At 41.5% G+C, this 13080-nt stretch carries 10 protein-coding genes; 5 read left to right on the forward strand and 5 right to left on the reverse strand.

All coding sequences use genetic code 11. From position 1 onward, the window contains the following. The first annotated feature begins 137 nt into the window (after positions 1-137). Both pflB and pflA read left to right on the forward strand, forming a co-directional pair. Positions 138-2366, forward strand: a complete 2229-nt coding sequence (pflB, locus tag K348_RS0100785) for a formate C-acetyltransferase (RefSeq protein WP_029901970.1) — start codon at positions 138-140, stop codon at positions 2364-2366. Between the two features lie 74 nt (positions 2367-2440). Then, positions 2441-3160, forward strand: coding sequence for a pyruvate formate-lyase-activating protein (pflA, locus tag K348_RS0100790; protein ID WP_029901972.1), 720 nt, complete (start codon positions 2441-2443; stop codon positions 3158-3160). On the opposite strand, the gene K348_RS0100795 is transcribed toward pflA, so the two are convergent. From K348_RS0100795 to K348_RS0100805, 3 genes are all read right to left on the reverse strand, one after another. After that, entirely contained in the window at positions 3157-5460 is a 2304-nt protein-coding gene (locus K348_RS0100795; RefSeq protein WP_029901973.1) for an excinuclease ABC subunit UvrA, read from the reverse strand. The genes pflA and K348_RS0100795 overlap by 4 nt on opposite strands. A gap of 158 nt (positions 5461-5618) precedes the next feature. Then, a complete protein-coding gene (locus tag K348_RS0100800) occupies positions 5619-6557 on the reverse strand; it encodes a YafY family protein (protein ID WP_029901974.1) in 939 nt (312 codons plus the stop codon). 69 nt (positions 6558-6626) lie between these two features. After that, positions 6627-7052 carry a pyridoxamine 5'-phosphate oxidase family protein gene (locus K348_RS0100805; RefSeq protein ID WP_029901976.1) on the reverse strand — a complete coding sequence of 142 codons (426 nt, stop codon included), beginning with the start codon at positions 7050-7052 and terminating at the stop codon, positions 6627-6629. A gap of 149 nt (positions 7053-7201) precedes the next feature. On the opposite strand from K348_RS0100805, the gene K348_RS0100810 reads away from it, so the two are divergent. From K348_RS0100810 to K348_RS0100820, 3 genes are read left to right on the forward strand one after another with little or no spacing between them, the layout of a single operon-like run. Continuing rightward, positions 7202-7801, forward strand: a complete 600-nt coding sequence (locus tag K348_RS0100810; protein WP_029901978.1) for a sugar O-acetyltransferase — start codon at positions 7202-7204, stop codon at positions 7799-7801. 4 nt (positions 7802-7805) lie between these two features. Then, on the forward strand, positions 7806-8609 hold the full coding sequence (locus tag K348_RS0100815; protein ID WP_029901979.1) for a bifunctional 2-polyprenyl-6-hydroxyphenol methylase/3-demethylubiquinol 3-O-methyltransferase UbiG: 804 nt from the start codon (positions 7806-7808) through the stop codon (positions 8607-8609). 8 nt (positions 8610-8617) lie between these two features. After that, positions 8618-9007: a VOC family protein gene (locus tag K348_RS0100820; protein ID WP_029901982.1), complete on the forward strand. Its 390-nt coding sequence runs from the start codon at positions 8618-8620 to the stop codon at positions 9005-9007. A 75-nt stretch (positions 9008-9082) separates the two neighbouring features. Here the strand turns inward: K348_RS0100820 and K348_RS0100825 are convergent, their stop codons facing one another. Both K348_RS0100825 and pheT read right to left on the reverse strand, forming a co-directional pair. Further along, on the reverse strand, positions 9083-10378 hold the full coding sequence (locus tag K348_RS0100825) for a DUF3472 domain-containing protein (RefSeq protein WP_029901984.1): 1296 nt from the start codon (positions 10376-10378) through the stop codon (positions 9083-9085). Between the two features lie 112 nt (positions 10379-10490). Next, entirely contained in the window at positions 10491-12956 is a 2466-nt protein-coding gene (gene pheT, locus K348_RS0100830; protein ID WP_029901986.1) for a phenylalanine--tRNA ligase subunit beta, read from the reverse strand. Positions 12957-13080 lie beyond the last annotated feature (124 nt).

Below are 13080 nucleotides of genomic sequence, written 5' to 3' on the forward strand. Positions count from 1 at the left end.
ATAAGTAAGTGTAATTAACTTTCCATATAGTCGTTTTGGATATAGAAGTCATTGAAATTGGAGTAAGTTGCAGTATCTTTGCACAAAATTTCAATTCGGTTGAAAATAGTTTGGTTATCAATATTAATACAACTTTAATGGAAACATATAAAGACTTCAAAGGTAAGAGATGGCAGGAAACGATTGACATCAACAACTTTATTCTTGAAAATTATACAGAATATACAGGAAGCGCCGACTTTCTGACCGAAGCAACTCCGGCGACGAAAAAACTTTGGGAAAAGCTTGGAGAAATGTTCACCGAGGAAAAGAAAAAAGGTATTTACGATGCCGAAACGCGCATGCCTTCACAGATAGATGCATACGGCGCAGGATATATAGATAAAGATTTGGAAAAAATAGTCGGTGTACAAACCGACAAACCTCTGAAAAGAGCGATTTTCCCGAACGGCGGACTGCGTATGGTAGAACAAAGTCTTAAAGAGTACGGCTATAAGCTGGATGATACGACAAAAGAAATTTTCTCAAAATACCGTAAAACTCACAATGAAGGGGTATTTGCAGCCTATACAGACAGTATCCGCAAAGCGCGAAGTAACGGCTTACTCACCGGCCTACCGGATGCATACGGCCGCGGACGTATAATCGGAGATTACCGCCGTGTTGCATTGTATGGTGTAGACAGGCTGATCAACGAAAGGCAACGTAGATTTGAAGAGTGCGACCCGTCAGAGCTGAGTGACGAACTGATACGGCTGCGTGAAGAATTATCCATGCAGATACTTGCCCTTAAAGCATTGAAACGAATGGCCGCATCTTACGGCTTCGATATATCATATCCGGCAAAAACAGCGCAGGAAGCTATCCAATGGACTTATTTCGGCTATTTGGGCGCTATTAAAGACCAGAATGGTGCAGCCATGAGCCTTGGACGGACAAGCACATTCCTTGATATTTATATCGAAAGGGATTTGAAAAAAGGACTGATTACAGAGCAGGAAGCACAGGAAATGATAGACCATTTTGTGATGAAACTGCGTATCGTGCGTTTCCTCAGAACGCCTGAATATGACGAACTGTTCTCTGGTGACCCGGTATGGGTAACCGAATCGTTAGGCGGAATGACAAAAGACGGTAAATCACTGGTTACGAAGAATAGTTTCCGTATGCTTCATACTCTCTATAATCTAGGGCCGGCACCGGAACCTAATCTGACTGTCTTGTGGAGTGAAGACTTGCCTGAAAACTGGAAGAAATATTGTGCAAAAGTATCTATAGATACATCTTCTCTCCAATATGAGAATGATGACCTGATGCGTCCGCAGCTAGGCGACGATTACGGTATAGCTTGCTGTGTTTCGCCTATGGAGATAGGAAAGCAGATGCAGTTTTTCGGAGCGCGCGCCAATCTGCCTAAAGCGTTGCTTTATACGATAAACGGCGGTAAAGACGAGAAAACAAAAGTACAGGTAACGCCTGCCGTTTATGATAAAGTTACAGGCGACTATCTCGATTTCGACGATGTATGGCAGAAGTTCGATAAAATGCTCGACTGGGTTGCCGAAACATATGTAAAAGCATTGAACATCATCCACTACATGCATGATAAATATTCGTATGAGGCGCTTGAAATGGCTTTGCACGAAGTAGACATCCTGCGTACACAGGCATTCGGTATTTCGGGACTTTCTATCATTGCAGACTCGTTTGCAGCTATCAAATACGGCAAAGTTCGCATTATCCGCGACGAAGAGGGCGATGCGGTAGATTACATTGTCGAAGGCGATTATGTACCATTCGGCAATAATGATGACCGCACCGATGAATTTGCCGTGAAGATTGTGGAAATGTTTATGAATAAAATCCGCAGGCACAGGATGTATAAGAATGCCGTACCTACACAATCGGTATTGACCATTACATCGAATGTGGTATACGGTAAGAAAACAGGCAATACACCTGACGGTCGCCGCGGCGGTACTCCTTTTGCACCGGGTGCGAATCCGATGCACGGACGCGATACGAAAGGCGCAGTAGCATCACTTTCGTCTGTTGCCAAGTTGCCGTTCGAACATGCAAATGACGGTATTTCCTATACATTCGCAATAACCCCCGAAACATTAGGGAAAAGTCAGGAAGATAAGGTAACAAATCTTTCGGGTTTGCTCGACGGATATTTCCACAGTGCAGGACATCACCTGAATGTGAATGTCTTCAACAGGGATTTGCTTATCGATGCTATGGAGCATCCCGAAGACTACCCTCAACTTACTATCAGGGTATCGGGCTATGCGGTTAATTTCGTGAAACTTACAAAAGAACAGCAGTTGGATGTAATAAACCGTACGATTACAACAACGTTTTAAGTAATATAATTATATGAATAACAGGGAATTCTCATCACACAGGATTTCCTGTTTATTCTTTTCAAAAGGAATATATGAAAGGTTACATCCACTCATTCGAATCATTCGGTACCAAAGACGGACCCGGCATACGTTTCGTATTATTTATGCAGGGATGCCCTTTACGCTGTCTTTTCTGTCACAATCCCGACACATGGGGAATGAACGATAAGAAATACGAACTGACTGCCGAAGAAGCCTTTACTGAGATATCGAAAGTCAAAACGTTTATCCGCAACGGCGGTGTAACAGTTTCGGGAGGAGAACCTTTACTGCAACCTGAATTTATAAATGAACTCTTTCAGCTATGCAAAAAAGACGGAATACACACTGCAATAGATACATCCGGCTTCTTACTGAATGATAAAGTAAATGAGGTATTGAATAATACCGACCTTGTCCTTCTGGATATAAAGCATATCAATCCTACAAAGTATAAAGAACTGACTTCAAAACCGCTGGAGCCGACTTTACGATTCATGGAGTACCTCTCGAAAATAAATAAGCCAGTATGGCTCAGATATGTGCTTATACCCGGCTTTACGGACGATGAAACCGATTTGCACGAGTGGGCTAAATATGTATCCCGATTCAATAATGTAGAACGTGTAGAGATACTCCCTTTTCACCAAATGGGATTACATAAATGGGAACAAATCGGAGCCGACTACAAACTGAAAGATATTTATACTACGTCCGAAGCCGAAATAAAAAGAGTAGAAGAGATATTCAAAAGCTACAACCTTAAATTTTAAACCGCTACAGGATAAGCCTTCATATCCTTTCTCAGATATTCCGCTGTCAAGGAATTCTGCGCCCCTAACAATTGTTGCGGAGTACCTTCAAATATTACTTCTCCACCGTTTTTACCCCCGTCGGGTCCCATATCTATAATCCAATCGGCCTGCTTTATAACATCCAGATTATGTTCGATGATTATTACAGTATTACCGTTATTCACCAAACGTTTCAGCAAGCCCATTAAAATTGAGATATCTGCCATGTGAAGACCTGTAGTAGGTTCATCCATTATATATATACTTCCCGTTTTTTTCAGTTCGTTAGCCAGCTTTACGCGTTGCAGTTCGCCGCCGGACAGCGTATCCAGTGATTGCCCCAACGTAAGATATCCTAATCCTACATCATTTAGGGATTGTAGTTTTGGTAAGAACTTTTCATCGGCAAAGAATTCCAATGCTTGTTTGATTGTTAAAGCCAGCACCTCTGTAATAGATTTACCTTTTAGTTTATATTTCAATACATCCGGATTATATCTTTTACCCTCGCATGTCTCACAAATTGTTGTAACGGTATCCATAAAAGCCATATCGGCAGTAATCACTCCCCTGCCCCCGCACGAGGGACATGCACCTTCAGAGTTGAAACTGAACATACCTGCTTTTACTTTATTTGCTTCGGCAAACATCTTACGTATATCGTCCATAATACCGAGATAGGTAGCAGAATTGGAGCGTGTATTGCCTCTGATTGCTTTCTGGTCGACAACTACAGCCTCGGGATGCTGTTCCGTAAAGACCTGTGATATCAACGTACTCTTACCCGAGCCGGCAACGCCTGTAATGCAGGTCAGCACTTCTTTGGGAATATTTACCGATACATTTTTCAGGTTATGCAGATTAGCATTCTTTATTTCAATCCACCCTTTCGGCATATTGACCGACTCTTTGACAGAAATAAAATTATTGAGCATTTTACCCGTCAGTGTATCAGACCGATACAGTCCGGCGACATTCCCCTGATAGACGACTTCGCCACCGTGTTCTCCGGCTAACGGTCCCATATCGATTACCGTATCGGCATGATGTATAATATCCTTATCGTGCTCTACAATCAGTACGCTGTTTCCCTTGTCGCGCAATGCAATAAAAAGATTCTTAAGCAGGCCTATATCGCGCGGATGCAACCCTACGCTGGGCTCATCAAAGATGTAAGTCATACCCGTTAAACTGCTGCCGAGATGCTTTACCATTTTGAGACGTTGCGATTCTCCACCCGATAAGGTAGATGTTTCGCGTCCAAGGTGGAGATAGCCTAAGCCGACGCCTTTTATCCGTTCAAGATTCTCTATAAGTATACGGGCAACAGGCGTTCCTAGTTTATCATCTATTTTTGATAATACAGGAATCAGGTCAGATATCTCCATTTCGGAATAGTCGGCAATATTATACCCGTTTATCCTGCTGTTTAGTGCCGCCTGACTCAAACGTTTTCCTGCACATACATGACATATCTGTTCAGTTACGAAACTGCTTATCATATTATTTGTTCTTTCGGATGAAGCATTCGAATCGCGGTTGAGATAGATACGGTTGAACCTGTCTATAATACCTTCATAGCCCAGACGCTGAAATGTGGGAATATCCTTTCCGAATGAAACTTCTACTTTTTTACCCTCCACTCCTTTAGCATAGAGGAACATATCCATTTCTTCCTTTGTATAGTCTTTCAATGGCTTGCGGTTATCAAACAAACCGGAGTTGGCATATTTCTGCCAGTGCCATGTGCCGAAACGGAACGGCGGGAAAAGTATAGCCCCTGTATTAAGCGATTTTTCCATATCGAATATCTTACTCATATCCAGAGCTATTGCCTTGCCAAGCCCCTGACAATGCGGGCACATCCCTGTAGGGTCATTGAACGAATAACGGTTAGATGTACCTGCACTAGGTACTCCCGCACGTGAGAAGAGCAGCCTTAACAGTGGCTGTATGTCCGTAATTGTTCCTACTGTGGAGCGGATATTACCGCCCATTTGTTTCTGGTCTATAACAATTGCCGGTGAAAGGTTTTCGATACTACCCACATCCGGTTTTTCATATTTTGGCAAGCGGTTGCGTATAAAGGAAGAAAACGTATCGTTCAGTTGCCGTTGCGATTCTATAGCTACAGTATCGAATACGATAGATGATTTTCCCGATCCTGATACTCCTGTAAAAACAACGATTTCATTCTTCGGTATCTGTACGGAAATATTCTTTAGGTTGTTGAGTTTAGCCGATTTTATGATTATATAATCTGCCTGTTTATTTTTCATTTCTGTTTATTCTTGTGGTTCTGTACAAAGATAAAACAGGCTGATGACAACAGTATGTCAGCATGTTTTTGATTTTTTGAAGTAAGTTTTCGACAGAGAAGACTTCACTTGGTTTTGCATGAGTAAGAAAAAAAGGAGGTTTAACTATTCCAGCTAAATTATAATTTTATATTTTCCAGTATCTTACGCACTGAATCTTTAAATTCGAGAGGTTCGATAATACTGGCCTGATCGGCAAATGTGATATACCAGCGGGCAAATTGGTCTAAAGAATAAGTGATGTAATGCTGTATTACATAATCGGTTCCGTCGTCCTCTTCATTCAGCAAGCCGAATATATATTTTGTACGTCCCATACTACGCAAAGCCGACTTATTTACTCTCACTTTTACATTAAAGGTTTCTTCCCGCGCATAAATCGTTTCCAGTAGTGTCTGCACATCGGGATGTTCTTTGGTAAACTTATTCTCTGACGGTGTAATTTTTCGGATAAGGCTGAGATTAAACGTCCGGTAATCCTTTCTTAGCCTGCACCAGGCAAATACATACCAGTTGTTTACCATGTAGTATATACCCAACGGTTCTATATCCCGCGAAGTTATTTCCCTGTTGTAGTTGGCAAAATATTCAATCTTTGAGCAGCGCTTTTCTATGATACAGTTGAGTAACGGCTGAAGTATATTTGAAGCCTCTGAATGGGGCAATGTATGGTCTTCAAGCACATGGATATATTCGTCGAAATCTTCCAGAATGTTTCTTTCTGTATTTTTTAATACCGCACGTATCTTATCCATCCCGCTACGGTAGAGGCGGTGCGTATCGCCATCTGTCTGCCGGCTTATCAGTTTCTCTGCCATCAGGAAAGCAATAGCTTCTTCGACAGAGAACATCAGTGGCGGCAGTTTAAAGCCCTCCACTAGCGAATAGCCGATACCTGCCTCTCCGGTAATGGGTATACCGGATTCTTCCAACACCTTTATGTCACGATAGACGGTGCGCAGACTTATCCCAAACTGGTCTGCAATCTGCCGGGCTGTAACCACAGAGCGTGATTGCAGCCTGACAAGTATGGCAGATATTCGTTCAAGTCTGTTCAAAATGAAAATCTATTAATAGTATGTAAAGTTAGCGAATTAAGCATATGTTATTATAAGAACTCTGCATTTTCACATAAGCATAGCTTTTACCGCCGAAGTTTCAAATTTTAGGATACATAAGCCCTCGCTTTCTACACCTTCGGGGCAATGGTGAATCATCCAGTCTTGCCACTTGGCTCTTTTCGTTTCCAGATCGATCAATACCTTAACTTTTCCTGTCAATATTACTTGTCCATTACCATCGGTGTAGAGGATTTCGCATGACGGGTTTTCTTCGATGTTCTTTACTTTTTGTGATTCCGTGTCCGTTGCAAAATAAAGTGCATTCATTGTTTGTGCGGGCAAGTTGCTTACAGTTGACAGTCGTGCTCCCGTTTGTTTGTTGTTTGTCGCTATTACAGTATATTCACATCCCTGTATAAATTCTTCCGCTAACCGGACGTCATTGGCTGCCATAGCGTTTACTTCTCCGGTATAAAATAATTTCATTTCCATAATTAATAATTTAAAGTTTGTTGATTCCGTTATCTGCGGCAAAAATATAACCCTGTAGTGACAACAGTATGTCAGTAGCATAATAAAAATATAAATTTTGCCTTCACAAATAGCTATATTTGTATATCAATCATTTAATCCCAATCGATATGAAAAACGAACTACAAAAATGCATAGACGGAGAATGGTACGACTGCCACGACGATATCTTTATCGAATTCAAAGCTAAAGCACGCAGACTGGTAACGCAATATAACGCTACGCCATACGACGATAAAACGACAAGGCGAGTTATCCTGAAAGATTTATTTGGCAGCATAGGCACGAATGTATCGGTAGGCAATCCGTTCATCTGCGATTACGGACGCAATATCTATATGGGAAATAATGTTTCGGTGAATATGAACTGTACATTTGTCGACTGCAATAAAATCACTATCGGCAACAATGTACTCATAGCCTCGAACGTGCAAATATATACAGCGGCTCATCCGACAGAACTGACTGAACGGCTTACACCGGATTGGACACCCGAAAGCAATGAATATTTTTGCCGTACATTTGCACTTCCTGTTACGATAGAGGATGGTTGCTGGATTGGCGGCGGTGTTATTATATTGCCCGGTGTGACTATAGGCCATGGCTCGGTAATAGGTGCAGGCAGTGTAGTCACCAAAGATATACCTGCCAACAGTCTGGCAGTAGGAAGCCCATGCAGGGTTATACGTAAATTAAACGGAGAGCAATAATAAAATGAGAATCATAGACAAGAAGCCCGAACTATTCGAAAAATCCAGTTGCAATATTTGGACTGATCCATACATCCAGCAACAAATGCTGAAAGAACATCTTAATCCTTCATCGGACGGAGCCAGCAGAAAACAGGAGTCCATTCTTAAAATCAGGGATTTTATACTCGGACAAATAAAACCGTCGGGAAGCTTGCTCGATCTGGGTTGCGGGCCGGGATTATACACCTCTCTTTTCGGGGATGAAGGTTATACTGTTACAGGCATCGATTTTAATAAGGCATCTATAGAATATGCTAAAAAACAAAGAAAGGATATAGACTATATATGCGGTGATTATATAAAGGATTTTCCGCAGGGCAGCTATGATGCCGTATGTATGATCTATTGCGATATGGGTACTCATTCGGATAACGACAGGGATTTACTATTAAAAAATATTTATAATTCTCTGAACAACGGCGGCGTGCTTATTTTCGATGTATTCACTGAAAGGCTGATGAATGATAAACAGGAAGGCCAAAACTGGGAATATGCACCTACAGGTGGTTTCTGGAATGAAAATGAATACTTACTGTTAAGCCAGACTTTTCACTATCCGGAAGCTAAGGCTTTTGCCTATCAATATAATTTATTATGTACTGGCCAAAATAAACATTTCATTGTTTGGGACAGATACTATTCTGAAAATGAGATAATAGACATATTGAAACAAACGGGATTCAGGAGCATTTCAATTCATCATAATGTACTTAACGGTAATAACTTTACATCCGATAATGAAATGTTTATAGTAGCGAAGAAATAACTAAAGATATGAAAACTAAACTCAAAGTAAATAAAATAAACGTCGTCATCGACTGCCAAGACGCCGGAGTAATGGCAGACTTCTACAGCAAATTACTGGATTGGGAATGGACTCACCCGCATGCAAACGGTTGGGCTGCCATAACTTCTCCTGACGGTACGGTATATGCTTTTCAGGAAGTGGAGGATTATCAACCGCCTGTATGGCCGTGGGAAAAGGGAAAACAGGGGCAGATGCTGCATCTCGATTTCTATGTAGATAATCTCGAAGAAGCAGTACAATATGCTGTCAAGCTGGGTGCAAAGCAGGCAGATACACAATATTTCAGGACATCAACAACGATGATAGATCCGGCAGGGCATCCGTTTTGCCTCGATACGGAAGAAGAGGAAGTATAAAACAAAATTACATAATAAGAGCGATAGGTAATACATATAACTTATCGCTCTTATAGTGATCCAGTACAACCACCTTTACTTTAAAGGTAACTTTTTCAGGTTAATTTTCGGTTTTGCCGCACTGTTTGCAGTCCGGTCGAATATGGTAAATAAATCTGTATTATCGTCAAAAAATCCGCAATTCTGCAGGAAGAAGCGATTATCTTCCACTCCACCTTTATAGTCTTTCCTCACCCCTGCAGTCGCAGTAGCATCATATGTAAAACGACCTTTAGTAACAGGCATCCATTTGCCGCGTGATGTCACAAGCCACTGGTTGCCGAAGTATACTTTGCGGGTAAGATTACCCTGCTCGGGAATAAAATTTTCCAAAAATGAATGTGCTCCGGTATACCATAGATCCGTTTTAGGCCGCAGGAAACTGGCTATCAGCCGCCAACGGTTTTCATCTGTAGCATAGAAATAAGCAGTAAAAACAGTATTTCCTTTTCCGTCGGGATGTATGCGGGTAAGAAATTTGTAAGTAACGTCCGTTTTCCATGGATATATGAGATAACTCTGTCCGCCGGAACCTTCATTACCGAACTCGCCTATATGTACACCTTCGCCACGAGCCAGAGTTTTAACCTGATATTCTTCGGGAATCGATTTCGGGTCGTCGGTTTCGTAAGGACTCCAGACTGAGAATAATATCCTGCGCTCAGTCGGACTGTTTGCCTGCATACCGAAGTATCCGCCACCAAAGCCATTAGCCATATAATATGAGCCTATAACGTCGTTGCCTTTAGGCACTGTAACTTCATTATAAAACCACTCTATATCTTCGTTTTCCGGAAGAGTATAACCCATATGCACTGAAGGTCCTCTCCTGCCCCAGTATGTTTCAAATTCCCTGAGAAACGACAACGGTTCTTCCGCAGCAGGCCCGCTGATGATTATATCTGAAATATCGGCAAAAGCATCACCTTTCTTTTCCAAACCCTGAAAATCGATTTTGATATATCCCGCTTTGCTTACATCTATTTGTCCTACAGGGATAATCGCCCATGTCTTATTCTTCATAGATATATCGAAAGGTTTACCATGGGCTGTAACTTTTATTTTTGCTCCTTTATCATACGTTTTAGCTCTTAATGAAATGTTAAGCTGACCCGGTTTCGATACTTTAAACCATGACGAAAACGTGAAAGAAGGATCATTCCAAGCATATATACCGTCTTCATTGATAAAATTACGCTTGTGGACGCCATCGGTTACATATGTATTACCATTCAGGGGAATACTTACAATATTCCCACAATCAGATACCTGTGCAGATATGGCACTTACTAATAAAAAACAAGAAAATAAAGATAGGGTCAACTTCTTCATCAAGCAGGTATTTAAGGTTAATAGATACAAATATAAGCCTTTCGTTAGTAATAAACGAAAAAAGAGCCCTTATTTAAGGACTCTTATGTATATTTTACACAATAGAAGATATTTATCTCAATTGCGCTCCTAATTCACTTTCCAATGACTTCTGTATTTTTTGCATAATTGCATCGATCTGCTTATCGTTGAGCGTTTTCTCATCATCCTGAAGTACAAAGTTAATGGCGTACGATTTTTTGCCCTCCGGAAGATTTTTCCCTTCATATACATCGAACAGCGTCACATCCTTCAGAAGCTTACGTTCTGCTTTGTAAGCAATTTTCTCGATCTGGTCGAACAATATGCCTTTATCTACTAAAAGTGCCAAATCGCGCCTTACAGCAGGAAATTTCGACATCTCGGTATATGTGATCATATTCTTTCTTATCTCTTTCATCAGAGAATCCCAGTTGAGTTCGGCAAAGAAAACGTCCGTATTTATATCCTGTACTTTCAATAGCTTTTTATTTACGATACCAAGTTTACCCAGCGATTTTCCCTTACCTTTTGCCTGAATATCAATTGCAGTGCTGAATATTTCATTCGAGAATTGTACATAATCATATCGGCTGGCCGGTATTCCCAAACGGTTCAGTATATTCTCCACATGGGCTTTAAGCTGGTAAACCGACGACTTTTCATCTGCGACCGCCCAACTGTTATCTATGCTGCTTCCGCTAAGCCACAACCCTAAATGGTATTCTTCTGAATATTCTTTCAGTGTTTCACCCTCTACCTTTTTCGAAGCATCGTAAAAATAGCAATTGCCGAATTCATAGAAACGGATATCCGGATTCTGGCGGTTACGATTATAGGCTATGCTTTCTAATCCGCCATATATCAGGGTTTGCCTCATTACACTGAGGTCATTGCTTAAAGGATTCAACAGATGTACACATGATGATATCGGATAAAGTTCCGATTCGGCATAATAAGATTCCTTTGTCAGCGAATTATTCATTATTTCATAAAATCCGCTTCCTGTAAGCTGTTCCGAAATCAACGTCTGCAGGTCATAGCTTTTATCAGTAGCCGTTTCGTACGACAGGTTCGATTTTAGACTTTCGCCCATTTCAATATTGTTGTAGCCGTATACACGCAGGATGTCTTCTATTACATCCACATCGCGCAATACGTCTACACGATAAGTAGGTACTTCTATTGTGAGCATATCCCCGCTTTCTTCTGTAATAACCATTTCCAGATTATTCAGGATAGATTTTACCGTTTCCTTATCTATAGTTTTGCCAATGAGTGAATTTACTTTTTCATACGACAATTTCACTACAGGCTTCGCAATCGAATTCGGATAAACATCTTCTATCTGTCCTGTAATCTTTCCGCCTGCTACTTCCTGTATCAGCATAGCTGCATATTTCAGTACGTAGATGGTATCGTTAGGGTCGCAACCGCGTTCGAAATGGAAAGAAGCATCCGTGTTCAGTCCGTGACGGCGTGCAGTCTTACGTATCCATGTAGGATTGAAGTATGCACACTCAAGGAATACATCAGTAGTACTCTCTGTAACTCCTGATTTTAGTCCGCCGAAAACTCCCCCGATACACATTCCCTCTTTATCGTTGCATATCATCAGGTCTTTATCACTAAGAGTACGTTCCACTTCATCGAGAGTTACGAACTTGGTTCCTTCGGGCAAGGTCTTCACGATGACTTCACCGCCTGTGATATGCGCTACATCAAAAGCGTGCAGCGGATGTCCGAAGCTGTGTAATGCATAGTTGGTGACATCCACAACATTGTTTATCGGCCGCTGACCTATAACCGTAAGTTTTTCTTTTAGCCAGTCAGGGCTTTCAGCAACTTTTACACCCCTTATCGTCAATCCTGCATAACGCGGACATGCCTCGGCATTCTCCAGTTTTACAGGGATACCACCTGTAGGTTCATCTATTTTAAATTCGTCCACAGAAGGCATCGTCAGACCGCTTTTCAGCTTATTCTGACGCAAATAAGCTTCCAGATCGCGGGCAACACCATAGTGAGATGCGCCGTCGATACGGTTAGGCGTAATATCTACTTCGAGGATATAATCGCTCTTTATATTGTAATATTCTTTTGCAGGCGTTCCAACTTTAGCATCGGCAGGCAATACGATAATTCCTGCATGGCTGGTACCGATACCGATTTCATCTTCGGCACATATCATACCGAAAGATTCTACACCTCTTATCTTCGATTTCTTTATGGCAAAAGACTCTTCTCCCGAATACAGTTTTGTGCCCACAAGCGCCACAACAACCTTCTGTCCGGCAGCCACATTCGGCGCACCGCATACAATCTGCAAAGGTTCGCCTTCACCTACATTTACTGTAGTTACATGCAAGTGATCAGAATCGGGATGAGCAACACAAGTTAATACTTCACCTATCACGAGGCCTTCCAAACCTCCTTTGATAGCTTCTACTTCTTCCACGCCTCCGGTTTCCAGTCCGAGTGAAGTAAGCGCCGCAGATGTTTCTTCGGGCGACAAATCGAAATCGAGATAGCTTTTCAGCCAGTTGTAAGAAATATTCATTTATATGATGTTTATATTTTTCAAAAAAGTCCGTCAAAAATACAAAATAGTTGCGAGTTACGGATTAGATGTCATGAGTTATTTTCTCCATATCCGTATACACCGGATATAAAATAGGGTTTAT

The sequence above is a fragment of the Prevotella sp. 10(H) genome, assembly GCF_000711235.1.
Lineage (GTDB): Bacteria > Bacteroidota > Bacteroidia > Bacteroidales > Dysgonomonadaceae > Dysgonomonas.